The organism is Alteromonas aquimaris (assembly GCF_026183695.1).
Lineage (GTDB): Bacteria > Pseudomonadota > Gammaproteobacteria > Enterobacterales > Alteromonadaceae > Alteromonas > Alteromonas aquimaris.
The window spans coordinates 22,664-48,063 of sequence record NZ_JAPFRD010000010.1 but is presented as its reverse complement, the minus strand read 5'-3'; the positions used below and the strand labels follow the sequence as shown (position 1 = coordinate 48,063).

Here is a 25,400-nt window from a genome sequence, read left to right as displayed (position 1 = left end):
ACAACGGAGTGTTGGTGCCAGCAAAAGGATTCTCAACATTCATGTAGAGGGTAAACTTCAAAAGGTGGATGTCCATGAGAAAGAATGGAGACTTCTGAATCACAGGCTGTTCAACACGCAGAAAGGCTTCGCGAAAAAATCGAAAAATCTGTGGTAGTAAGTGCGGCAGGACCTATTAAGTTTACTGCCAGTTTTGGAGTATGCGGTACGGTAGCCGGTAAATTTGGCCAGGCCCCATTACTTGAAGATGATTTAGAAACCATGATAAACGTAGCTGACGAGGCGCTATATAAGGTTAAAGCGGCAGGACGAAATCAAGTAAAAGCAGCCACACAGCAAGAACTACACTATCGACGTTCTAAAGTTAAGATCTAACCAGATCTATGGCGTGTATTTGTTGATTAAACAATGATATTTCGAGAAAAATCAAATTGCCACTTTCGCTTCAGAAACTTCAAATTATCTGTACAGGCGGAACGCCGCCGGAATCTGTCTCCGCTATCAAAAAATCGAGCTACCCACTAACCAGCGTTTTCCAATAACAGATGTAATAGCGTTATGTTCACAATCACTCGTTGTGAAGAAACTCGTTACACGGCAATTATTTTTCGTTCAGTTCCGTTTGTTTTAGGTGGGTGTCTTATATGAACTCGTGAATTTTTTTAAGAATTGCGATGATCTGTGATTCAGTAAAGCGTGATTTTTTCATTGTCGTCTCCTGCATTAATCATTACAGAAAACTCCAATTAAATCTGTCTCAGTTTAGGGGAAGTGGACAGGAGGGGGATCTTGTTAATTTGCAGTTTCTATGTGGAAGTAGATGGGCTGAATTTGATTTGAATAACTCTTTATATAGGCCAGCGCGTTCCTTCGCACACGCTGGCTTTAGCAATCTTTATTTATTCAGCACTAACCTGAACGTCTTTCTTTTTAAATTCGTTTACGAATTTAGAAATTGGCGCATCGTTACATACGATATTTCTTGCCTGAATTGCATTCATGCCATGTGTATCGGCAGCGCGCTTAACGCCGACAACCGCAGCATCCGCACACACTTTTGATTCTTTGTTATTTCTAGCTACTAACACTACGCTTTTTTTCGCTGGTGCAGCGTTGAATGCATGTTGTGCAATAACGGTCGCACCACTATAACGATCTGCAAAAGCAGTAACTGACAAACCATTACATTCAAGGTGTCTAGTAAAACGTTTAAACGACTTACCCGATTCACTGATTATCTGTGCCGCGGCGTCTAAACCTTGGGCAGCTGCAGTTAAGCAAACGCGAGACTCTAACGACTTATCTTTAAGAAATAAGTTAACTTTTTCACTTGCCAATGAACTAAAAGAAAGTGAAGAACCCGCAAGTAACGCAACCGCTAAAATAGCTTTCATGGTAAAACCTCAACAATTAAGAATAAAAAGTGAACAACTCAGGAAATGTGGCGCGCATTATAAGCGTGGGTGGGCAAAAAACAATCAAGAAGAGTTCGCGGATGGTATCTGCCGTGCAACAAAGTTATACGTACTCAGACTATTGTAAAAATGGTGGAAAAACATCGTCTTAAATGTAAATTTTTTGCTCAGCAAAAAAGCAAAATATACACACACTTTGCTAGAATGGTTTCGAACAGCGAGGAAACAGATCCTTAAACACAATTGTAAACAAAAGGGTTGAAGTTGCTACGACCTCACTTACCGATCGCCCCTTGCCGATAAGATGGGGCGCGTTGCCCCAGTGCTGGCTAAGACTAATGACCTTGAGAAGGACCTCCCCAGCTATCTAATATCGGTTCCATCTTTTTGGGTATATAGGGTTTGTCCGGGTTAAAGTCATCAACATCTTCTTGGGGGCGATTATCAAGCTGTTGACTCACGGGAGACTCTAGTTTTTTCACAAGATGAGCAGCAGCAAAGCCAATACATCCGCCGATTAATACTTTTGACAGCCGGCTGGAGCCTCTACGTTTTTTTGACTTATCCAGTATTGCTGACGCTGCATAACCAGCAGCTGATGCAGCTAATAATGGGCCTGAGGCGTTAGGAATAGTCCCACTTACCGCAGCGATAGCGGCTGCATTGTCGGCCGGGCCGTCTACCACTTCATTGGCGGCATCAATAACACGATCATCGTCATCCCGCTTTCGGTTTGTAAGTGCTTGAATACTTGAACTAATCAAACCTGCTATTGCTGTGCTGATCGTCGCCTTAAACAGAAAACGTTGTAGTTGCTCGTACTTCGTTAACTTTGAAACAGAATAGGCCGTGGCCGTCAAAGCCGTTAAAGAGGGGGGCTGAGTGGCAACCGATAGCGGCTCTGAGGCAACCGCTTGTTCCACTTTACGCGTTTTTTGTTTAAGCATTCTGAAAAGTTGATATGCCACTAAACTCTTTGTTCCTAAACCCATCATAAATAAATCCTCTTTCAAAAGAAAAATTTTATATGCGATTACAGCTTTATATTAGCCATGTGGATAATTAGATCGCTTCCATATCCTTCTATTCCCCAGTGATAAGAGTGTGCATAGGCTTTTAGAAAAGGGGAGGGGAAACTCATAAATAGATAAATAAAGACTCGACCTATCTAAGCCATCATGCAGGCAGAAACAAGCGCAGGTTGCGCCAGCAAAATAAACGATAGGGCTCGTCAAAGATATAGCCACCCAATAAATTGCAAATTAAGCCCAATCCTCAGCTTGTATACTAATACCACGCGCGTCCAGATCCTATTCTGAAGGTTAGAATTACTGGTGAGTCAAAATGATCTGACAGAGCAGCAGTGCTTATACATACACATCACTTACCTTCTTACCAAGCACTGCCGGTGATACATATGAGGTTTAAAGGAGTACTCTTCGTTCTTTTAGCCGCCATAGGGTGGGGGATATCGGGGGGCATCAGCTCAATCCTATTGAGTGAAGGATGGGATCCTTATCTAATAGCATTCTACCGAGGAGCCATCGGTTTTGCCTTGATCCTGTTTTGTTTGTTTTTTAATCCAACTGGCCATACTTGGTTAGACCGAAAAGTATTAGTGGGCTCCTTCATTGCAGGCTTAGGTGTAGCTGGAAATTTCACCTTTTATTTTATTAGCATTGCTGAAACTAATGTCGCAATAGCTGCCACATTAATGTACTGCGCTCCCGTTTTTGTCTTTGTAATCTCAATAGCTATTGGCATTGAACGAAGCACACTGGGAAAATGGTTTGCTCTGCTACTGATAATAGCTGGAATCGTTTTGCTCACCCAGAGTTACCAACTTGATGCTAGTAAATTCAGTATTATAGGACTGTCAGCCGGCTTAGCGGCCGGCGTATCATACGCCATCTTTATATTCGGCTTCAAATACGCGTCGCAATCAGGCTCAGCAACTCCCATTTTACTCATCGCTTTTGGTATATTGATAGGCATACTTTGGTTCATGGTGGATGCCCAGAATTTGCAGTCAGTCTGGAGCGCTTCATCGTTACACCTTTTCATCTTGCTAGGCGTGATCGGTGGTGGATTGTCGTTTATTTTATACTTTTCAGGTCTCAAGAATACCAAGCCTCTTAATGCCTCAATAATTGCGATGATTGAACCTATTATCGCAACCATATTTAGTGTGGTTATCTTTAAAGAAGAATTGACCATTGTACAGCTAACAGGAATTTTACTGATCCTATTAACCGCTACGTATCTCAATATAAATTCAGGGTCACAACAAAAATGAAAACTGCTACTTCTGAAAATTTTTGAAGAATTTTTGAAAGACATCCGTAGTTTAAAATTGGCGAAAACAGCATACTGCACTAAAATCAGTAAACACACAGTCATGCCCAATTCAGATAAAATTGTCCCTCTGCATTTGACACTCTTATTAGTCAGACTTTGTAAAAATTAAAATTCAGTTTGTCCGCCAAAAAAGAGATATATATAAAATGCGAAATATTTCATTAAACTTAACCTTAGCTATCTTATTCCTCTGTGGATACGTTAATGCTAGCGAAAAGCCATTAGTTATCGCTCATGAAAATAAAGCACTCGAATGGATGCCTTGTCCTGATTTTATACCAGAAGGATGTGAAATCTCCATACTACGTGGGAAACCGACTGCACCTAATTTAGACATTTACTTTAAAGTTCCTGGCGATTTTAAAATACCTCGTCATTTACATACATCTCAGGAGAGGATGGTATTGGTGGCAGGTACGTTAGAAGTGAAATATGACAATCACGAAAAACTAACCGTAAACGCTGGCGAATATGTATATGGACCAGCTAAATTACCTCATTCAGCATATTGTCATAAAGGTGAGCAATGTGTTTTATATATAGGATTCGTAGCACCATTGGACGCCATGCCAATTTTTACTGCCACCGAGAAATAGCATTTTAGGCAAGCTTATAAAGGAACGGTGATGATGATACATAGCAGAAAGCGAAGTCTAACCACGTAAAGGCGAGCAATAGACGAAAGGTTTATTCGATACGGAATGAAGCCAGAAGTGGCATATTCGAATACAGGACGCGTATTTAAATATAAACGCATTCATTGTTGAAGGCTCGGATTTCACTTCACGAGACTTACAAATTAGAATCAGGGTCTATTGAGATTTATCTAGAAGACAACTGCCGATTCGGTTTGAGATTGTGCACGACAAAACTTTATAAGAACCTCAGTAATGACTGAAAGGGTCAGTCAACCATAGCACACGCCACAAGTTAAGATTCTATATAGCAGAGCTATGTACGAATTCCTCTGAAATTCATAAACGGTATTTAAAAGTCAAAAAACATCCAACGCCAACGGTTTAAATAGAGCTGGAACCGTCTGATGACGAACTGTGTGCAAATGTCGGGGCTATATAGTATTGCAATCGGCCACAAGAGCGGCCTCATCTACCTTATAGTTAATTGCGCATAATGTATATTATGTTAAATAGACTATTTTATTAAAGTATCCTGACTGATGGGCGTTGTAAAATTAGTATAAGAGTATCTCTACCTCTCGTGATGTTTGGCAGTTTCACGTCCTAACCGCACTGAGAAGTTTGATTGGATCGCTCTACTTGCAACACCTGACTTATGGTTATCCATTGGCCTTTTTTTGGTGGTTATTGAACTTAGGAAGTTAATGGCTGATATTAATTATTTCGTGGCGGTCAGTTATCTGGCTGTCGTATTGCTGATAACGTTCATCTTCTAACTCTGCTATCTGTTATTTCTTCACTGTGGTTGCAGATACGCTATACACAAATAAATGTAATCCAGAATTATTCAAGATGAGTAACCATCGTTAGTAAGCTATTACTCTAATAACTTGGAGCCTTATGTTCATGGAACGCAATCTACTCTTTTTAATACCATCTTCTCTTTTACTCACAGCGTGCGGAGGCGGCGGTTCTGATGCACCTGAACCTGAGCCAGAACCCACAAACTTTACAGTCACGGCCACCGCATCAGAAGGCGGTACAATTTCTCCAGGCACAGCTAACGTTCTTACCGGCGCATCCACTACCTTTACCGTCACGCCTGAGGACGGCTTTTTAATTAAAAGTGTTAATGGTTGTGGTGGCACTCTGGATGGTTCCCAATTTACAACGGGTCCGATAAGAAGTGCCTGCACAGTAACAGCTCGATTTGACCCTGTTCAAATTAGGGTTTCCGGAACGGTTACTGGATTAGACGGTGAAATTGCGTTAAAGCTAGATAGCAAAACAGAAAAGCTTACCGAAGACGGCGAATTTGAGTTCGCTGTTAACCAGTATTCCGATTTTAAAATTACAATTACATCTCAACCTGACAGTCAAAACTGCACTATTGAAAACGGCGAACAAAAGGCTGTAGAAGATATCTCTAATGTCATCGTGACCTGTGAAGATAAACTTACCACTGCAGCAGCGATTGAGGCCGTGGCTGATTTCAGATTTAAACTGTGCCTGGAGGAAACGATTGAAGAAACTTACGCGCAGGATGTAACAGTCATAAACTGTTCAGGTAGACAAATAGAGGATGTAACCGGAATTGCCGCGTTTTCATCACTAGTAGAACTAAATATTGAATCGAATTCGTTAACCTCCTTAGACTTATCGAATAACCGTCGGTTGCAAAGTGTCAATGCGTGGTCAAACGCCCTCACCTCTCTCAATGTTTCGCGCGTGCATACTCTGAAAAGTTTAAAAGCCTATGAAAACCAACTACCCAGTATTGATTTAGCTTCAAATATTCGCCTTGAAGTACTTAATTTAAGCTACAACAATTTAGCTGAAATTGAGCTTACGCGTAACGAAAACCTTATCGATTTATCCGTCTCAAACAACAATTTAAGTGTCTTGGATATTACGCCTCATACTGCCCTCACCTTTCTCCACGCGGGTGCCAACAACCTGTCAGAGATAGATTTATCTACCAATACGTCACTTAAAACACTCTATTTATCGGGGAATAATCTAAGCAGTTTGGATGTATCCAATAACACGGATTTGAGAAGTTTAAGTGCCAGTACCAACAATCTCGGTGATGCAGGCGCTACGGTTGATGTATCAAATAATCTTAAATTGGTCGAACTCAAACTTTCTGGAAATAGGCTAAACAACATCGATTTGCGAAGTAATACGGCGTTAACCACGCTTGATTTGCCTGACAATAATTTTTCTGCGCTTGATACATCGGCAAATACCGCACTTACGGTACTTAATCTGAAAGACAACAGCTTTACCAACGTTGACGTCAGTGCCAATGCTGCACTTACTACGCTAACTCTTGACGGCAACGGGTTAACGGCTATCGATGTAGCCACTAACACACAGCTGAACTACCTAAGTATTAAGGATAACCTACTAAATGCGATAGATGTGTCTAACAATTCAGGGCTTTCTACGTTGCTTTTATCCAACAATAACTTAACCGCGGTACCTAATGGACTTTCCAGTATCAGTAATACGCTGGCAACAATTGACTTATTACAAAACGAGTTTACGGCTGCAGCGGAAAGTGAACTAGATGTACTCGTCAACACCTATCCCAATCTTGTTTACGATGATGACCATCCATAAAAACGGTAAAGGGGCGACTAAAGCGCCCCTTTTTAATTACTGAGCATTATGTATTTTGGTATCCTCGGTAGGGGGAACTTCTTTATCGGTGGGTGAATGATCGGCAACATAGGCCCCCCGCTCTCCTTTTGGTGCAGGTTTTCCCGTAGTGCTGTCTTTTTCTGTTTGGTATTCCATCGCTGCATTCAATTCTGCCCCTAACAGAATGATGTACGCGCTTAGATAAAACCACATTAGTAAAATAATTATGCCACCTACCGATCCGTACGTTTTGTTATAAGACGCGAATTCCCGTAGGTAATATGAGAAAGCAAAAGAAAAGATAATCCAAAAAACGGTCGCGACTACCGAACCAGGAGTGACCCAGCGCCATTTGGGGTTAGCTCTATGTGGGCTATAACGGTATAAGGCTGCCAACCCAGTATTAAATAGTATTAGTAAAATAGGCCAGGTGATCCAGTTTGCGCCCTGGCTTGATAACGAGTACCCGGAAATAATAGTGATCAACTTTGGTAAAACCGTAATACAGATGAGCGCGACAATCACTGCAATAATAATGGCAACCGTCAACACCATTCTCGCAATGATAGAGCCAATAAAACTGCGCCCTTCACTTTCAGAATAAGTAATGTTGCACGCGGTAATTAGTGCATTGGCTCCCTTACTGCTGCTCCATATTGTAAGAATGAAGCTTACCACGGCGCCGGTCCCTAATGCCTGAGATGAGTTTGCGATCAGATGAGATAACTGTTCTTCAAGAATATACCTACTTTGTTGGGGAACAAAATTTATTAAATAGGTCATATGCTGATCGAGTTGATCGGGGGTAACGACCAGCCCATAAAGTGAGATCAAGCCCGCCAGAAAAGGAAATATGGCTAATAGAAAGTAAAAACCGACTCCGGCAGCAATCAAAGATAAATTATCTTCCTGCATCTTTTGGTATGTTCGCTTACCTATCCGCCACCACGCCTTAGGTGAAAACTCGGCCGCTGAATTAGCATTACTACCTGACTTTGTACTCATAATACTTTCCACTGTTAAAATCTGTTGATATCAAGTCGTTACGGTACTTATATTTAAAAAGCTTCAAAAATCGTGTTGGAATTAACTTTTCGCGCTGTTTACCTAAACCTGAGCAGATGAATACTAAATAACTGGTTATCATCCAGCCATACCTTGACCGATTTAAAGCCTGCACTAGCAGCCAAATCCGAAAAGTCCGTTACTGTGTATTTGTAGGAATTTTCTGTATGGATAGACTCCCCTGCCCTGAAGCGAAATAATTCTCCATCGACACTCACAATTTGCTCAGTGTCACTAAACAAATGCATTTCAATTCGGCTTTCAGCATCGTTCCAAATCGATTCGTGATGAAACGCTCCTAAATCAAAATTAGCATCGAGTTCGCGATTCAAACGGCTTAGCAAATTTTTATTAAATGCCGCCGTAATACCTTGCGCATCGTTGTAAGCAGATTCCAACGTGGACACATCTTTTTTTAAATCAATACCGATGAGTAAATCACCGCCTTTACCTATTAAATGGCCAAGTTGCGTTAGAATACGCGCCGCTTCATCAGGCGTGAAATTGCCAATGCTGGAACCGGGAAAAAACGCGGTGCGTTTTCCCTCAAGTGGGATGGGAAGCTGCCATGGCGTGGAGAAATCTACACAAACCGCGTGGACATCGAGCCAATCAAAATCTTCAGCTAAAAGGGTTGCTGCATTAATTAAATGCTCTTTTGAAATATCTAACGCTACATAAGCCTTTGGTTTTAAAGCATTTAGTAATGTACGTATTTTAATGCTGCTACCACTGCCTAATTCTAATAAGATTGCATTTTTTCCGATCAATCCTGCAATTTCTTCTCCATGTTGTTCAAGTAATCCAATCTCTGTGCGAGTGACATAGTATTCGGGTAACTCACATATCTGGTCAAACAGTTGCGATCCTCTCTGATCGTAAAAATATTTAGGTGATAATACTTTGGGAGATGAGGATAAGGCGGCAATGACGTCGGCGCGGATATCGCCCATCGAAGGATGCAGATCGTAAAACTCAATAGTGGGCTCGGGTAGCATTGCTTGTGATTTCATAGGCTTCTCACATTAGGTAACATGTTATTCGACGAGGCGGATACCACTAAATTGCCATCGATCTTTAGGATAAAAAAAGTTGCGGTAACTCGTGCGAATGTGATCCCTTGGGGTGACACACGAGCCTCCTTTCAATACCATCTGATTACACATAAATTTACCGTTGTACTCCCCTACTGCGCCAGGTAAGGGGCGATAACCTGGATAAGGTAAATACGCCGAATGCGTCCATTCCCAACAACTTCCGAGCAGTTGGGATAGTGAGTCAGATAAGTTTGCTGCCTGCGGGTGAAAGACAGGTTCAGCGGTATGGAGAAGTAAATGATGCTGTCTGTTCTTTACAGTAAATTGAGCGAATTCCCACTGAGCCTCAGTTGGCAGCATTTTCCCTGCCCACCTGGCGAAAGCATCTGCTTCATAGTAACTGACATGTGTTACAGGCAGTTCATCAATAAGGGCAGAAAGTCCGTGCAGGGTATATTCAAACCATTGACCATCGATACACCTCCAATAAAGGGGTGCTGACCAGTTATACTGTTGCACTACTTGCCAACCATCGGATAACCACAGAAGTGGGTTGCTATAGCCCCCATCTTCTATGAACAGCAAAAACTCCTGATTGGTGATTAACCGGTTAGCCATTTGAAAGGGCTGGACTACCACCTCATGAGCAGGCGTTTCGTTATCAAAGTGGAAGCCCTGGCCAGAGAATCCCTGCCTAAAAAGCGATTGTTCAAATGCCTGCCATCTTAACGAAGGCACTGATTCATACTTTGAAGCTAGAGGAAAGTCTGCATAAACTGGAAACAGGGGATTGAACGAAAAACTGTATTTAATATCGGTAAGCAGCAGTTCCTGATGTTGTTGCTCATGATTAATGCCCAGTTCCACTAGCGCACTGATCTCAGACGCGTCACAGTTTTCCAATAAACGAAGCATACTTTCATCCACTATCTGGCGGTACTCTTCAACCTGCTCCAGCGTGGGGCGAGACAATAACCCTCTGTTTGGCCTTAAATATTGAGGGCCGACTCCTTGATAATAAGAATTAAAAAGAAACTCAAATTCAGGGTGATAGACGCTATATTTAGTATCGTACTTTTTCAGTACGAAGGTTTCGAAAAACCATGTGGTATGCGCCAAATGCCATTTCGGTGGTGAGACAGCTGCTTCAGCTTGTAAGCCGTAATCTTCAATTAATAATGGCTTACACAGCCACAAAGTCATCTCCCTTACCCGTTGATAGCGCTTGGTAAGGGTTTGCTTAACAGTCTCTCCAGATGAAGAAAGGGTTTCGTTCATGCTAATGTTGTCTTAATTCTAAGTTTGTTTTTAGTATCACAACTTCAGGTCATTACTTTTTGTACCCTGTGAAACGCCGTCACTGCTAACCGACACGCACGTCTTCTAAGGATGGTGCAATATCGAGAACTTGCAAATTAATCCTGCATGGAATGTTTATTTTAGACTAATTTAAAGACGCCACTCGAACCGTTCGTGGTTACTGTGCGTATGAATTCGCATTTGATAAAAGCGAAGGAGTTTACATGTCCGCTAAAATATCTGAACAGCATGCCAAAACCCTGATTGCGGTAATGGAGCAAACTAGCAACTGGAAATTGCACCCTGAAAAAAAGCCGGCTTTTAGTTCGAGTCGAGATGCGTTAGATTATGTTGAAACACATAATGAACCTTTGTGTATAGAAATTCCGGTGGTAGGCAAAGATAAGCAACTTTCAGTTAAAGTCACGTCAAGTGGTGAAGATATGGTTTTTACTCATATCAGTTTTGAAGAGCCAGTAGAAACTCGTGTGCACAACTCACACTTTAAACTTATTTCCAGTTCCGTTGCGGATATGTTAAATGCCAAACTGCCCGAAGGTGAAAAAGTGGCATCGTTTTAGCCCACAGCGCTGGGGCCAACATAGCCAAGCTCACACTTATAACAAGATGGAGCCCCATACAATAGCGGCCAAAATCAAGCTCACAAATACGGCCGCTGAGCCGATGTCTTTCGCTTTCGCTATTAACACATGAATTTCGCTGCTGACTCTGTCCGCTAATGCTTCCACTGCACTGTTAAGCAGTTCTGTAATCAGTACAATAAACAAGCTCATGATCAACATTAATCGTTCGACTAAGCTGATATCGACATAACAGGCGATTGGTATAAGAATAACCATCGCGGCCAGCTCCTGGCGAAACGCAGACTCGCTCTGAAATGCGGCTTTTAAACCCTTTAACGAAAAAATCGTGGCAAAGTATAATCGTGGAAAACCAGTATGCTTTGAAGTCATAAGATTAAAGTGAACCGCTTTCGTGTTGTTTAGTGAATTGAGCGTCTCTTACTTTAATCTTTGCTATAACAACGGGTCAACTCTCCGTGATGGAATACTGACCCAGCGGAGGCCGAATACCCGGCCCCAAAAATCATTTTAAACTACCCATCCCAAAGATTGTGCTTGATCGTAGGCATATTTGGGAACGTCTCTGGCTACGAAATAATGATGCAACAACATTACGCCCAACGCATGATTGAGAATGGCATCAATCTGCACTTTATCTGAAACAGGCGTGTCATCTGATTCCTGTTTGGCAATCAACGATTCCAGATAATCAGCATCTAACAAACCCGCTGCCTCCACTTTCTCCCGGTTTGCATATTCTTCCAGCAGGCTCTTTAGTTTCTTCCATTTTGCTATATCTGTGTGGGCCGGTGGGGCCATGAAAGCAAATTTTTCGCGTTCGTATAAGGTTTGGGGGAGTACCCCTTTCATTGCTTCACGTAGCACGTATTTCTCTTTACTGCCTTTAATACGCATCTGTGGGGGAATGGTTACCGCAAATTCTGCCAGCTTGTGATCAAGAAAAGGCGGCCGCGCTTCCATCGAATTGGCCATATCTACCCGATCCCCACCCCACGTCAAAATTTGACCTTCCAACATGGTCTTGATCCAAACATATTGGGCTTTATCCAATGGATGCCTATTAGCTAACAGAGACGGATCTAATTTTTTTGCAATGGCGGCGCCTGGCTCATAATTTTGAATATTCTCCCGATGTGCTGGATGAATAAGTTTCCTTGCATGCTCAGAACAGCCCAGCCAGGGCTGCAGGCAGCTGGGGGTAAAACCGATAACCTTGTCCAAATACTCAGACGTGTATTCGTCTTTGGGTAGCATCGCCCCTTTAAATAATTCATTAGAGGTTTCTAACGATTTGCGCCATTCTTTCGCCTGGTCAGCATCCAGTCCTTCCATTCCATGTAAAAACATGTCTTTGCGAAATGCGGGGTAGCCGGCGAATAATTCATCAGACCCTTCTCCGGTTAGTACTACTTTATAATTCACGTGGCGAACCTGTTGACTCATCATCAATTTAGCCACGGCTAACGTGTTATAGATGGTACGTTCGGTGTGCCATATCGTTCGGGCAAAGTTGTTGTAGAGCAATTCAGCGTTGAGCTTAAGAATTTCCTGATCAGCTTCCACTGACTCGGCCATTTCGGTGGCTATTTCTGCTTCGTCATAATCGACATTATCAAAGCTTATAGTGAAGGCTTTGAGAGGATACTGAGCGTAGCCTGAGGCCAGCCCCAGGATGGCACACGAGTCAATTCCTCCGGAAAGATAACAGCCTACAGGCACATCTGCGTTTAACCGCAACTGCACTGCATCGAGCAATTCTCTACGTACGCCTTCAATATAATATTCATCTGGATGCGCTTCTCGTTCGCCTATAGCGGGAAACTCCACGTCCCAATATTTGCTCGTCTCAATTTGCAGCTTACCTTTGCTTCGTGTCACTTTTAACATATGCCCGGGCTCTACCTGCTGGATGCCTTTGAATGCGGTAGTGCCAGGCACCATAACCTGAATTAACTGATGAAAAAGCCCTTCTGAATCGAGTTCAGCTTGAACATCCGGGTGAGCCAATATCACTTTCACTTCGGAGCCAAATACAAGCGAATCTTCCGTTTGTGTCCAATAAAGAGGCTTGATCCCAAAACGATCTCTCACCAAATATAAACAATCTTCATGCTCATCATATAAGGCAAATGCAAACTCGCCGCGTAGTTTGGCCAGTGTTTCATCCATACCAAAACATTCGTATAACGCGGGCAATACTTCAGAGTCACTTTTGCTGGTGAAGGGTTTTCCTCGGGCAAGCAAATCGGTGCGCAATCGCTGGTAATCATAAAATTCGCCATTGTGAACACACATCGTTTGCCCACCGTGTAACCAAAATGGTTGCCTGCCGCGGTTTTCATCGAGGTCGATTATGGAGAGACGCGCATGACTCATCCCTATGCCCATATCGGCGGGGTTGCAATAGCCATAGCTATCAGGGCCGCGATGATGCATTATTGCCGCCATATTCACCAGCGTTTGTGAGTCTATAACCTGCTCTTTGGATGCAGTAAAAATTCCAGCAATGCCACACATAGTTGCTTGATTCTCCTTCGTGAAAAGTAAAAATAAACTAAACGATATCCAGCACGCGTTCAGCGCGTTGAACAAGGCAGGTTAATAATGCTTGACGTAAAAATACGGCTCCTCTGGCCTGCGCAAAATACCAGTTGTGGTCGGTGTTATCCAAGCTACTGCAAAGTTCCGCTCCACGTGCCAGTGGGTGTAAAATAATCGCATTTTTCTTAAGGGGGGATGCACTGGTAATGTGAAATTGCTTCCCGTATTGATTAAACGAGTTACCTTCCCACGCGATCGCGTTTATATACACCACATCAGCCTCAGGTAACACATCGTCAAGACAATCACAGGTGTGCAAGTTTATTCCTGCCTCAGTTAACTGAGTGGCCTGCCCCTCATCAAACATGTCTTCGCGTGTCTGATCATTGACAATAGTGACCTGATTAAAGCACTGGGGGAATAGCGCCACTAATTTAAGTAAACTGCGTACTGTACGCATTTTAGAAGGTAATCCCACCACACACAGATTGATCTTTTCCTCCCCCATCGAGGTGATCAATGACGGCTTCCATTTAAAAATGGTATAGAGGTCTGCCATTGCCTGGGTAGGATGCTCGTCGGTGCCATTGCCCGCATTAATAATGGGGATGCGAAGCGCACTCATCATCTCGCGCACCGAATTTGCATTTGTATCTCGCAAAACTACGCAGTCGCCATAGTTGTTAAACATTTCGCCTACATCAGCAAGACTTTCCCCTTTAGCAATACCGGTAGTAGAACGGTCAGTAATCGACATAATATCGCCACCGAGTCGATGCCAGGCGCTTTCAAATGATAATCGAGTACGCGTACTTGGTTCATAAAATGCAGATATAAGTATTTTGCCTTGCAACGAGGTGCCGAATCGATCGGGATTCGCCTCATACTTTGCCGCCAGACGAAACAGCTGGAACAAAGATTCAGGCTCAAACTGATCGATGGAATAAATATGCCTGCTGCTTAGTCTACTTAAATGATCGCCGTCTTCCTGGATTGCCCGCAGCAAGTTTTTCGGATGCGCGTTACCGTACACATCTGGACGCTCCCGGTTAAACTTAACCACCGCTTCTAAGTCGGCTTTTACCATATCGATTTACCCTTTATATCCTTGATAAGCCAGTACAAAAGCAGTAACGGACTTATACAACTAGTGATCAAACAAGCATAAACTAAAACAGTAAGCATAATTTCTGATAAATACATGCATTACTCCTTCAGACTATGCCACGTGAAGAACGTCTGGCTATGCCGTATACCTATCTGGCATATTAGTAGCGACAATGCACACGAGATAATTGCCGCTACGTAAAACCCAATCATAAAATAGCCAATCAAGCCTGCTACAGTTCCTGCTATCATTGCCCCTGCCGCAAAGCCTCCGGTTAATTTTGGCTGATAAATACCATAAACTATAGGCCAGATAGTGGACGCCACGAAGGCCCCAGTGAAATTTAATAAAGCCCCTAACGTTGCAAGTTTCAATGCTGCCACACACCAGGTTAAAAGCCCCAACCCGACAATGACCAGCCGGTTCACCTTTAATAGTCTATTTGGCGAGGCGTCTGGTATTAAAACCCGTTTAACAATGTCCTGGGTGAGTAAGTCAGATGTTGCCGCCAATAACGAGTCCATACTTGACGCCAAGGCGGAAAATACCACGATAAAAATGAACACGGCCCCTATTTTCCCCAACAGCGCGGCAGCAACCATGGGCCCCACCATGTCGGCACTGGGTGGAGATAATTGTAAACTGCCCGCAGCCAAGGCGATAAATCCGGTTACAATGGGAATGGGCAGCCAGAGTAAACCGGCAGTCAAATAAGATCGTTTTCCTACCGAGGGAGCAAAGGCAAAAGCGCGTGACCACCAAACATTCGAATGGAAAATTTCGCCGATACCAAAAAAAACATTATTGAAAAAAAACATGATGGCAGCGGGAAACAGTAAATTGAGAAGTTCGGGCTGGCTGGCGCTTAAATTCGTGTGGATAGTACTGAAGCCTACTTCGTCGATACACACCCACGCAATGAAAACTACTCCGCTTATGATCACAATTGACTGCACGAAATCTGTCGCAATAACCGCCTTCAGCCCCCCCAGCAACGTATAAATCACGCAGATTACTAAGATTGCACTCATGCCCGTCACGTAACCCAATTCACTTAAGGATGACAGCAATAACCCCCCTGCCATGCCTAAGCTAACCAGCCAGCCCAGAGCGTAACAAAGTGATATGACTATGAATGCCATCCACGCAGCTTTTCCGTAGCGCTGATAAATAAAATCGCCACTGGTAAATCCATTTGGAAGCAGCTGTTTTATTTTTGCTGCTAGTGGTGCAAACAAAATTAAGCCCAGCGCTGCCATGCTATAGCCAAGCATTCCCCACACCCCGAACTGGTAGGTTAACTGTGGCGCAACAAGGGTAGTATTACTGGTGATCCAGGTGGCCATGGCGGTGGCTGTTGCCAGCGCAAACCCCACGTTTCTCCCTGCTAGTGCATAATCATCGAGGGTGCGATTATTTCTACCCAGGTACCAGCCCCATAAAATCCAGGCGACCCCAAATACGATTAAGATCACCAATGCGTCAGACGATGCCAAAGTAAAGTCAGTCATGCTTTGGTAAAGTGCTCCGGGGTGTGAATAAAGTGTAAAGTAAATAGGCGAACATCAAGGCCCCCATTCCGAACAATGTCACGGCACTTTTCAAAGAATAATGTTCAACCTCCAGCGTACCGATCACACGTTCTTGGTTTTGCTTGGTAAGCTGCAGTGTGTAGCGGCCATCAGATAATCCACTGACCACCCACCCTTGGCCTGATATAACAGGATAGGAAGCCTGCACACTACCATTGGTATTAAGGATTAGGAGTTGATTAAATGTCTCGTAGTCAGGCTGCCATGAAATTGTCTTCACGCCATCGTTTGATGCATAGACAGGGGGCTGCTCGGCAGCGTCTAATGCCGGTGCAGACACAAACATCCCTACCAGAAGGATAAAAACGTTGTGAGTAAGGTACAGATTGTCTGACTGCATTCGTATCCCTTTCCAACACTTTAAATTAGCCTACTAATTATTTGCACTGGAATCAAAGTCAATCTACCTTCAAAGGTATTCGTTGAACGTTAAGTTTTCGTGACGAGTATTTTTGTTACTTCATATTCCCTAATAGGATCAATATGTCATTACCTGCCATTAATCTTGAAAGACTACGTAAAGACCTGCTATCACTATTTGAAATTGGTTACGACCCTCAAACCAAAGGTGTGACTCGACTCGGCTTTACGCAAGCCGATAACGACGCCAAAGAATGGCTGATAAATAGATTTGAGATCGAAGGGTTTTGCGCGCGAATTGACCATGCAGGGAACGTACGTGGCCGCATTTCAGATGAATCTGTTCAACAGGTGGTGGCCACAGGTTCACATATTGATACAGTTATTTCAGGTGGTATGTTCGACGGCGCCTTAGGCGTGCTAGCGGGATTAGAAGTATTGCGGGTGATAAAAGAAAATAAATTGAACCTGAAGACACCGCTGGAAGTGTTTGCATTTGCTGAAGAAGAGGGACGCTTTGGCGGTATGATGGGAGTACAGGCACTGATTGGCGAGCTTACACCAGAGTGGATACTTAAAGCCCATGATGTAAATGGTGTGATGTTAGAAGATGCATTAAAAAATAGTGGCATAGATCCGCTTAGTGTGTTGGATGCGCGTGTCGATCCCGACTATTTCAAAAGCTTTATCGAACTGCATATCGAACAAGGCCCTGTTTTAGATACGCTGAAAAAGCCTATCGGTGTGGTGACTTCGATTTCGGGCGTCTTCAAATGGATCGTACGTTTAATCGGCAAGTCAAACCACGCAGGGACTGCACCGATGAATATGCGCAGTGATGCTTTTATGGGCCTGGCAAATTTTGCTAACGAGATCCCCCGCATTATCGATGAAGAAGGCTCTGACAAAAGCCGCCTGACAGTAGGTAAAGTTGATTTAAAACCCGGTCACGCGCATACCGTACCAGGGGAAGTGGAGTTCACTTTGGTAGGCCGTGATGTGGATGCTGATATCATGCACGCTTTAGCGGACAGTTGCCGAAAAGTACTCTCTGCAATTGCCCGAAAACATAAACTGATGTTTGAATTTGAACAAATGAGTTGGCTGGATCCTCAACCTATGTCCAACAACATTATTAACCTTATTCAAACCGAAGCGCAGCATCTTGATCTGCCTTTTGAGGTGATGCCAAGCGGTGCTGGTCATGACGCCCAACACATGGCAAAAGTCACAGACGCAGGCATGATATTTGTGCCTTCAATCGGCGGTGTCAGCCATGCGCCTGACGAATGGACCCACTGGCAGGATATTGAAAAAGGAGCCAACCTGCTGTTGCGCTCTTTGCTTACTCTTGCTAGCTAGGCTGACCATGTTAGTGCTCGCCATGTTTCGTCACCGCTTTCGTTTCTTCCTCTACTTCGGCCAAATGGCTAACGGGCATAAATGATTCGGCACTGGCTTCTTTCACATGTATAGCATACGATTTTGGAACATTGTCGCTTAACAAACTCCCCTTGTGAATCAAGGGAAAAAGTTCATCGTAACGTTTGACATTCGCTTGGTCGACACGCCTGAAAATGTGGGTACGATTAAGCTGTTCCACCGACGGATGGCCGGTGGAAGATAAGATATCCATCAGAGCGTGCATGGTTCGTCTATGAAACTGGTAAACACGTTCGTACTTATCCTCCACATTCAAACCTTGGGCCAGTAAAGGATCTTGCGTTGCGACCCCAGAGGGGCATTGATTAGTATTACATGACAAAGAATGGATACACCCTAAGGCCAGCATCATCCCTCGAGCACTGTTACATATATCCGCCCCAAGACTTAAGTTTTTTACGATATGAAAAGCGGTAATAATTTTTCCAGAGGCGATGATCTTGATATCGTTGCGCAAATCAAAACCAACCAGACAATCTTCCACGAACGCAAGGGCTTCGCGCAACGGAAAACCAATAGAATTGGTATACTCCAGCGGGGCTGCGCCTGTCCCTCCCTCGCCGCCATCAATGGTAATAAAATCGGGTTTTATACCGGACTGATGCATTGCTTTGCATATGGCGATAAACTCACTTTTACGACCTAGAGCTAATTTGATTCCAACAGGCTTTCCTTCCGACAACTCACGGAGTTGTTGTATAAAATGCAGCAGCTCCAAAGGGGTCGTAAAAGCAGAATGGCGCGCAGGTGAGTCAACCTGCGTGTAAGGTTCGACGCCTCTGATTCTGGCTATCTCAGGTGTATTTTTATTGGCAGGTAAAATGCCCCCATGCCCAGGCTTTGCGCCCTGGGATAATTTGATTTCAATCATTTTCACGTTGGGAAGCGTGGCTTTTTCTTTAAACTTTTCGGCACTGAAGGTGCCATTTTCCGCCCGGCAACCAAAATAGCCGGTGCCAATTTGCCAAACTAAATCGCCTTCTCCACTTAAGTGGTAGGGCGAAATTCCACCTTCTCCGGTATTGTGATAAAAGTTTCCTTTTTTAGCGCCGCGATTTAACGCTAATATGGCATTTTTACTCAAACTGCCAAAACTCATCGCCGAAATGTTTAAAATACTGGCGCTATAAGGTTGTTTGCAGTCAGGTCCGCCAATGACCACACGCGGATCTTTTTCCATTTCCTCCAGTCCCATAGCCGAGAGCGAGTGACCAATCCACTCGTAACCATCACGGTAGGTATCCATCTGGGTACCGAACGGAACAGTTTCGCGGTCTTCTTTAGCACGCTGATAAACTATTGATCGCATCATTCTGCTGATCGGTTTGCCTGAAGTATTGTCTTCAATCAAGTATTGTTGAATATAAGGGCGTAGACCTTCGATAGTCCATCTGACGCGACCAATAAGAGGAAAGTTGCGTAATACGGTATGTTCTTTTTGAATACTGTCAAACACCGCAGTTAATAACAGAAAGCCGGTTAAAAAGAGCAGTATCCACGCTGGAGCCCACAAATAGCCTGCGCCTATGTTGACTACAACGAGCAGAATCAGAAAAGTGAGAATTCGTAATCGCACATTTAATTCCAGTTGAACCTTTTGAATCAGTATGGTTTCGGCGAAAAGTTAGATCAGACCTGCACTCGGAATCGACTGTGTACGGTGTGGGCAAAATGATGAAAATGGATAAAAGAAGAGGCGACCACCCATTACGCGTAACCAGAATAAGCATGCTTCGTGAACAGCCCGTGCAATTTGGCGTACTTTTTAACCGAAAAGTATGAAGATTCATAAAAGTGACACAAAGTGGTTTTACATTACCGCCAAGTTATCGCATTCTTGCAGTACTTTTCTAAATCATCAGCGGAACGTCTTTATCCATGGAATACACGTTTTTATTGTTTGCATTTATATGTGGTTTAACAGTAAAGCTTATCGGTATTCCGCCGCTCGTAGGTTACCTCGCAGCCGGTTTTTTACTTAATTTCGCAGGTTATACCCTTTCTGAAGAACTCACTGCCATTGCCAATCTCGGTATTACGATCATGCTGTTTACCATCGGCTTGAAGCTGAATATAAAAGATTTAAGCCGACGGGAAGTATGGGTTACCAGTGCCGCCCATACGCTTGTATGGTCGGCAATTATAGGTGTGGTGCTTTTCTTTATCAGTATTTTACTTACCGCATATATAGGGGCGCTGGATTGGCAAAGCGCTGCGTTAATCGCCTTTGCACTGAGTTTTAGCAGTACCGTATGTGTAATTAAAGTGTTGGAAGAAAGTGGTGAAAGTAAAACGCGTCACGGCCGGCTGGCAGTAGGCGTGTTGGTAATGCAAGATGTGTTTGCAGTGATATTCTTGGTGGTGGCCACGGGCAAAGTCCCTTCCCTTTGGGCCCTCGCTTTATTGGGCGTTATTCCCGCTCTGCCCCTGATTAGCAGGGTGATTAATCAATCAGGGCATGGTGAGTTGCTACCTTTGACCGGTTTTGTATTAGCGCTGGGCGGCTACCACTTATTTGAACTGGTTAACATAAAAGGGGATTTGGGCGCTTTGGTTGCCGGTTTGCTCATTGCTCAACACCCTAAAGCAACAGAAATGGCAAAATCGCTGTTAAGTTTCAAAGATCTGTTCTTAATTGGCTTCTTTTTGACAATCGGATTAACCGCCCTGCCTGATATACCCATGTTAGTCTTGGCATTCGGCCTTTGTTTACTCATTCCAATTAAAGCAGGGCTGTTTTTCTGGCTCTTTACCCTGCTTAAGTTACGTGCCAGAACAAGCTACCTCACCACTTTAGTACTGAGTAATTTCAGTGAATTTGGCTTAATTGTAGGGGCGATGGCGGTATCTCTAAACTTGCTTGCCGCAGAATGGCTGGTCATCATCGCGATCGCCGTTTCTCTTTCTTTTGTATTTACCAGTATCATGTATCGCTCATCCCATTCTCAGTATCATCAATACAAGGATGTGATAAAGCGTTTCGAAAAAGATGAGCGCCTCGATACAGATATTTATCCTGTGATTGACCAGGCTCGATTTTTGGTGGTGGGTATGGGCCGGGTCGGCTCAGGTGCATTTCAATCTTTGGATAAATTGGTCCATGCAAATGTGGTGGGGATGGACTCGGATCGAACGAAGGTCCAAAAGCTTTGTGAAGAAGGATTAAATGTCATCTGCGGCGATGGGGAAGATATTGATTTGTGGGATAACCTGGATATTAGCTCAGTGAAATTGGTGTTACTTGCCCTCCCCTCTATTGAAGATATCCTCAATATTACCAAGCAGCTGAACAATGCCGGCTATAAAGGAAAAATTGCAGCCATCGCGCGTTACGAAGATGAAGTGGAATACCTGTTGAATCATGGCGTGGATAAAGTCTTTAACTTCTTTACAGAAGCAGGTCTTGGTTTCGCTGAAGAAAGTCTTGCTTACATTGGTGAAGAGTCACGTGCATTGGCTTAACTCCAGCTTAATATTTTAAATGGGAACAAAGGCTTAATTGATAACCATTAACGTTTGTATGTATATGTTTTTAAAGCATATTTTGACTTTTGCTGACTTGACTACTATACTCTCGTTTACTCTCATCAAATAGGACAGTTATGAAAGGCGACAAACAGGTGGTAGCCAAATTAAATGAAGTGCTTACCAGTGAATTAACGTCTATAAATCAGTACTTTCTGCACGCTCGCATGTTCAAGAACTGGGGCCTGAACGTGCTGAATGAAAAGAATTACAAAAAATCGATCAAAGATATGAAACAAGCTGATGAGTTGATCGAGCGTATTTTGTTTCTTGAAGGTCTTCCTAATTTGCAAGCGCTGGGTAAGTTGTACATCGGTGAAGAAACAGAAGAAATGCTAAAATGTGATATCAAATTTCAGTCCGAGCAGATCCCACAACTTAAAGATGCTATCGCGCTGTGTGAGTTGCAGCAAGATTATGTCAGTCGCGATTTACTTGAAGATCTTCTGGAATACGAGGAAGCGCATTTAGACTGGTTAGAAACCCAGGAATATCAAATTGAGAAAATGGGCATTGAAAATTACCTGCAAGCACAAGTATCGGGAGACGAATAATGAAGGGCAATAAACAAATCATAAACGCGTTGAATGAATTACTTGCGTATGAATTAGCAGCGATGGATCAGTATTTTGTTCATTCAGAAATGTACGAAGATTGGGGACTTCATAAACTTTATCAACGCATCAATCATGAGTTTGATGACGAACGGGGTCATGCTACCAAGTTGATCCAGCGTATCCTTTTCCTTGAAGGTACCCCGGACATGCAAAATCGTACAGGTTTTAAAGTGGGTAAAGATGTACCTGAAATGCTGGAAAGTGATTTGCGCGTTGAATATGAAGTAGACAAAAAGCTGCGCGACGTTATCGCGGTATGCGAAACCGAAAAAGACTACGTTACCCGCGATATGTTAGTTACCCTGCTGGATGATACGGAAATGGACCATGCTTATTGGCTTGAAAAGCAGCTTGGCTTAATCAAACGGATTGGTTTAGAAAATTACCTGCAATCGCAAATCTAGCTTTCTGTTGTAAATAGAATAAGGGCTGGCTGACGCTGGCCTTTTATTTTAATAATCATTTGCCAGCGCATTTTAGCTTCGCTGCAAGCACCTAGCATAAACCACCCTCTCCATTCATTCTTTTCTGCTGGTGACAAAACCACAGGAAGTCTTCCCATATACATATTAACCCCTTCAATTACGGCGCCCTCCAGCTCAAATGATTCTGTTGACGCAATAGTAATGTCTATTCGTTCTTCAACGATAGGCGGGCGCGACAGTGAGACTTGAAAAATCTGATTTTCAAGTTTTATGGTGCATTCGGAATTGACAAATTGGCACTGATTGCCTAGACCGTTAGAGAGCGGTTGGTGCAATATTTTTCCCTGACGCTCCGATTTATGGATGAGAAAGAAAATTGTGATTGCCAAAATAAGTACAATCACCCCGGCTGTTTGTAATTGTTTTGTTAACTTAAGGTGTTTCATTGGGCTTTTTCGTAAATGGCTCGTTACACTTTAATTTTTAAAGTATCCACATGACTTTTAAGGTTTCTTTTTAGAGGCAAAAACTTTATCATCCGCGTTCCGAAAAGTCCGTTAGCGATGCTTTTTTGCGGCTTATTCATAAGGTTTTAAGCATCGTTTACTTTACACCAAACAACAAGGCTTTACATTCGGAAACCATCTTATTGCTGAAGTGGAAGATTCATAAAAATGAGTGAAATTAGCCAAGCACAGCCAAACTACAATTATAAAGTGGTTAGGCAATTTACCATCATGACCATTGTATGGGGTATTGTTGGTATGGGCATTGGAGTGTTTATTGCAGCGCAATTATTTGCCCCGGTGCTCAACTTTGATACTCCATGGTTGACGTTTTCGCGTCTGCGCCCTTTGCATACTAACGCTGTTATTTTTGCGTTTGGGGGCTGCGCCCTCTTTGCAACGTCATATTATATTGTTCAGCGCACCTGTCAGGTTCGCTTGTTCAGCGACAAGCTCGCCGCCTTTACGTTTTGGGGCTGGCAAGCGGTCATCGTAGCGGCAATATGTACGCTTCCTTTCGGCATGACCTCTTCTAAAGAATATGCTGAGCTGGAATGGCCAATTGATATTTTAATTGGGTTGGTTTGGCTAGCGTATGTTATCAACTTCTTCGGCACCTTAATTATTCGTAAAGTATCGCACATATATGTTGCCAACTGGTTTCTTGGTGCGTTTATGCTCACCGTACTGGTATTGCATATCGGTAACAGTATGGCCATTCCGGTATCGTTTACCAAATCATATTCGCTTTACGCGGGCGCAGTGGATGCCATGATGCAGTGGTGGTACGGACACAATGCGGTAGGCTTCTTCTTAACAGCAGGGTTTTTAGGGATGATGTATTATTTTGTACCTAAACAAGCTGGTCGCCCTGTTTACTCATACCGCTTATCCATTGTCCACTTCTGGGCGTTAATTTCCCTTTATATTTGGGCGGGTCCTCACCATTTACACTATACTGCCCTACCCGACTGGACCCAGTCGCTTGGCATGGTGATGTCAATCATTCTATTCGTTCCGTCCTGGGGTGGCATGATTAACGGTATCATGACGCTGTCCGGTGCTTGGCACAAATTACGAACTGATCCGGTTCTGCGCTTCTTAATTGTTTCACTGTCATTTTACGGAATGTCTACCTTTGAAGGCCCGATGATGGCCATCAAAACAGTTAATGCATTGTCTCACTACACCGACTGGACCATTGGACACGTGCATTCAGGCGCATTAGGCTGGGTGGCCATGATTTCAATCGGTTCTGTGTACCACCTTATCCCGATTCTGTTTGGTCAGCCAGGAATGTACAGCACACGTCTGGTTAATGTTCATTTCTGGTTAGCCACCATAGGCGTGGTTCTTTATATTGTTGCCATGTGGATGTCCGGTGTACTTCAAGGCCTGATGTGGCGCGCGGTTAACGCTGATGGAACATTGACCTACAGCTTTGTGGAGTCATTGGAAGCTTCAATTCCGTTCTATATTGTACGCTTCATCGGTGGGTGTTTTGTTGTGACAGGCATGTTAGTCATGGCCTACAACACCTACAAAACAGTGCGTGCCCCTAAAGGGACATTAGCACCCGATCCTGCAACTCAAGCAGCATAAGGAGTCAGGACATGAAAAATACACATGAGTTAATCGAAAAAAATGTTGGTCTGTTGACCGTTTTAATTTTCGTTGCCATCAGTTTAGGGGCGATGGTGCAGATAACGCCTCTGATGTTTCAACAGCAGACAATGGAACCGGTCAAGGATTTGCGTCCTTATACGCCTCTGGAGCTTGAAGGTCGTGACATTTATATTCGCGAAGGTTGCGTAGGCTGCCATAGTCAGATGATACGTCCGTTCCGCGCTGAAACTGAACGTTATGGTCACTATAGTGTCGCTGGAGAGTCCGTTTGGGAGCACCCGTTCCTATGGGGTTCTAAACGAACAGGTCCTGACCTGGCGCGCGTAGGTGGCCGTTACAGCGACCAGTGGCACATTGTGCATTTACGTAATCCGCGTGATGTCGTTCCCGAATCGAACATGCCGGGCTTCCCATGGTTGGAAGAAAATGTGCTTACCGGCGAACTCACTGCTAAAAAGATGGAAGTGTTCAGAGGTTTTGGCGTGCCCTATACCGACGAGGACATAGCAGGCGCGAAAGAGGCGGTTAGCGGTAAAACCGAAATGCAAGCCTTGGTTGCGTACTTGCAATCACTTGGGACACATTTGAAATAAT

Annotated in this window: 23 protein-coding genes; 11 read left to right on the top strand and 12 right to left on the bottom strand. The window is 43.7% G+C overall.

The window, feature by feature from the left end; genetic code table 11:
- Window positions 1–84: 84 nt before the first annotated feature.
- A complete protein-coding gene (locus tag OPS25_RS07945; protein ID WP_265617144.1) occupies window positions 85–375 on the top strand; it encodes a GGDEF domain-containing protein in 291 nt (96 codons plus the stop codon).
- A 524-nt stretch (window positions 376–899) separates the two neighbouring features.
- Here the strand turns inward: OPS25_RS07945 and OPS25_RS07940 are convergent.
- Both OPS25_RS07940 and OPS25_RS07935 read right to left on the bottom strand, forming a co-directional pair.
- Window positions 900–1,394 carry a hypothetical protein gene (locus OPS25_RS07940; protein ID WP_265617143.1) on the bottom strand — a complete coding sequence of 165 codons (495 nt, stop codon included), beginning with the start codon at window positions 1,392–1,394 and terminating at the stop codon, window positions 900–902.
- 356 nt (window positions 1,395–1,750) lie between these two features.
- The gene (locus tag OPS25_RS07935) at window positions 1,751–2,410 is read right to left on the bottom strand and encodes a hypothetical protein (protein WP_265617142.1); all 660 of its coding nucleotides are present in this window, start codon (window positions 2,408–2,410) and stop codon (window positions 1,751–1,753) included.
- A 422-nt stretch (window positions 2,411–2,832) separates the two neighbouring features.
- Between OPS25_RS07935 and OPS25_RS07930 the strand changes: the two genes are divergently transcribed.
- From OPS25_RS07930 to OPS25_RS07920, 3 genes are all read left to right on the top strand, one after another.
- Window positions 2,833–3,711, top strand: coding sequence for a DMT family transporter (locus OPS25_RS07930; RefSeq protein ID WP_265617141.1), 879 nt, complete (start codon window positions 2,833–2,835; stop codon window positions 3,709–3,711).
- Window positions 3,712–3,919: 208 nt separating this feature from the next.
- Complete coding sequence (locus tag OPS25_RS07925; RefSeq protein WP_265617140.1) at window positions 3,920–4,369, top strand: cupin domain-containing protein; 450 nt, start codon at window positions 3,920–3,922, stop codon at window positions 4,367–4,369.
- A gap of 948 nt (window positions 4,370–5,317) precedes the next feature.
- Window positions 5,318–7,036, top strand: coding sequence for an InlB B-repeat-containing protein (locus OPS25_RS07920; RefSeq protein WP_265617139.1), 1,719 nt, complete (start codon window positions 5,318–5,320; stop codon window positions 7,034–7,036).
- Between the two features lie 36 nt (window positions 7,037–7,072).
- On the opposite strand, the gene OPS25_RS07915 is transcribed toward OPS25_RS07920, so the two are convergent.
- The 3 genes from OPS25_RS07915 to egtB form a co-directional block, all read right to left on the bottom strand.
- Window positions 7,073–8,062: a YihY/virulence factor BrkB family protein gene (locus tag OPS25_RS07915; protein WP_265617138.1), complete on the bottom strand. Its 990-nt coding sequence runs from the start codon at window positions 8,060–8,062 to the stop codon at window positions 7,073–7,075.
- Window positions 8,063–8,160: 98 nt separating this feature from the next.
- Entirely contained in the window at window positions 8,161–9,135 is a 975-nt protein-coding gene (egtD, locus tag OPS25_RS07910; RefSeq protein WP_265617137.1) for an L-histidine N(alpha)-methyltransferase, read from the bottom strand.
- A gap of 24 nt (window positions 9,136–9,159) precedes the next feature.
- On the bottom strand, window positions 9,160–10,437 hold the full coding sequence (egtB, locus tag OPS25_RS07905; RefSeq protein WP_265617136.1) for an ergothioneine biosynthesis protein EgtB: 1,278 nt from the start codon (window positions 10,435–10,437) through the stop codon (window positions 9,160–9,162).
- A 245-nt stretch (window positions 10,438–10,682) separates the two neighbouring features.
- On the opposite strand from egtB, the gene OPS25_RS07900 reads away from it, so the two are divergent.
- Window positions 10,683–11,039: a hypothetical protein gene (locus tag OPS25_RS07900; RefSeq protein WP_265617135.1), complete on the top strand. Its 357-nt coding sequence runs from the start codon at window positions 10,683–10,685 to the stop codon at window positions 11,037–11,039.
- 36 nt (window positions 11,040–11,075) lie between these two features.
- Here OPS25_RS07900 and OPS25_RS07895 read toward each other — a convergent pair whose 3' ends face one another.
- The 5 genes from OPS25_RS07895 to OPS25_RS07875 form a co-directional block, all read right to left on the bottom strand.
- Window positions 11,076–11,432 carry a diacylglycerol kinase gene (locus tag OPS25_RS07895; RefSeq protein WP_265617134.1) on the bottom strand — a complete coding sequence of 119 codons (357 nt, stop codon included), beginning with the start codon at window positions 11,430–11,432 and terminating at the stop codon, window positions 11,076–11,078.
- A 138-nt stretch (window positions 11,433–11,570) separates the two neighbouring features.
- Window positions 11,571–13,580, bottom strand: coding sequence for an asparagine synthase (glutamine-hydrolyzing) (asnB, locus tag OPS25_RS07890; RefSeq protein WP_265617133.1), 2,010 nt, complete (start codon window positions 13,578–13,580; stop codon window positions 11,571–11,573).
- A gap of 37 nt (window positions 13,581–13,617) precedes the next feature.
- Window positions 13,618–14,691, bottom strand: a complete 1,074-nt coding sequence (locus OPS25_RS07885) for an aspartate/ornithine carbamoyltransferase family protein (protein ID WP_265617132.1) — start codon at window positions 14,689–14,691, stop codon at window positions 13,618–13,620.
- A gap of 119 nt (window positions 14,692–14,810) precedes the next feature.
- Complete coding sequence (locus OPS25_RS07880; RefSeq protein WP_265617131.1) at window positions 14,811–16,223, bottom strand: sodium:solute symporter family transporter; 1,413 nt, start codon at window positions 16,221–16,223, stop codon at window positions 14,811–14,813.
- Entirely contained in the window at window positions 16,216–16,644 is a 429-nt protein-coding gene (locus OPS25_RS07875; RefSeq protein ID WP_265617130.1) for a hypothetical protein, read from the bottom strand. Before OPS25_RS07875 ends, OPS25_RS07880 begins: the two co-directional genes overlap by 8 nt.
- Window positions 16,645–16,787: 143 nt before the next feature.
- Here OPS25_RS07875 and OPS25_RS07870 point away from each other — a divergent pair, with 143 nt between their 5' ends.
- A complete protein-coding gene (locus tag OPS25_RS07870) occupies window positions 16,788–18,026 on the top strand; it encodes a Zn-dependent hydrolase (protein WP_265617129.1) in 1,239 nt (412 codons plus the stop codon).
- Window positions 18,027–18,036: 10 nt separating this feature from the next.
- On the opposite strand, the gene OPS25_RS07865 is transcribed toward OPS25_RS07870, so the two are convergent.
- A complete protein-coding gene (locus OPS25_RS07865) occupies window positions 18,037–19,683 on the bottom strand; it encodes an FMN-binding glutamate synthase family protein (RefSeq protein ID WP_265617128.1) in 1,647 nt (548 codons plus the stop codon).
- 302 nt (window positions 19,684–19,985) lie between these two features.
- Between OPS25_RS07865 and OPS25_RS07860 the strand changes: the two genes are divergently transcribed.
- The 3 genes from OPS25_RS07860 (at window position 19,986) to bfr (OPS25_RS07850) (ending at window position 22,653) form a co-directional block, all read left to right on the top strand.
- On the top strand, window positions 19,986–21,569 hold the full coding sequence (locus tag OPS25_RS07860; RefSeq protein WP_265617127.1) for a cation:proton antiporter family protein: 1,584 nt from the start codon (window positions 19,986–19,988) through the stop codon (window positions 21,567–21,569).
- A 140-nt stretch (window positions 21,570–21,709) separates the two neighbouring features.
- A complete protein-coding gene (gene bfr, locus OPS25_RS07855) occupies window positions 21,710–22,186 on the top strand; it encodes a bacterioferritin (protein ID WP_265617126.1) in 477 nt (158 codons plus the stop codon).
- The gene (gene bfr / locus OPS25_RS07850; RefSeq protein WP_265617125.1) at window positions 22,186–22,653 is read left to right on the top strand and encodes a bacterioferritin; all 468 of its coding nucleotides are present in this window, start codon (window positions 22,186–22,188) and stop codon (window positions 22,651–22,653) included. The genes bfr (OPS25_RS07855) and bfr (OPS25_RS07850) overlap by 1 nt, the downstream gene beginning before the upstream one ends.
- Here the strand turns inward: bfr (OPS25_RS07850) and OPS25_RS07845 are convergent.
- A complete protein-coding gene (locus OPS25_RS07845; RefSeq protein ID WP_265617124.1) occupies window positions 22,650–23,120 on the bottom strand; it encodes a hypothetical protein in 471 nt (156 codons plus the stop codon). The two genes, bfr (OPS25_RS07850) and OPS25_RS07845, sit on opposite strands and share 4 nt — an antisense overlap.
- Before the next feature lie 228 nt (window positions 23,121–23,348).
- On the opposite strand from OPS25_RS07845, the gene ccoN reads away from it, so the two are divergent.
- Entirely contained in the window at window positions 23,349–24,782 is a 1,434-nt protein-coding gene (gene ccoN, locus OPS25_RS07840) for a cytochrome-c oxidase, cbb3-type subunit I (protein WP_265617123.1), read from the top strand.
- An 11-nt stretch (window positions 24,783–24,793) separates the two neighbouring features.
- The gene (ccoO, locus tag OPS25_RS07835; protein ID WP_265617122.1) at window positions 24,794–25,399 is read left to right on the top strand and encodes a cytochrome-c oxidase, cbb3-type subunit II; all 606 of its coding nucleotides are present in this window, start codon (window positions 24,794–24,796) and stop codon (window positions 25,397–25,399) included.
- The last annotated feature ends 1 nt before the right edge of the window (window position 25,400 follow it).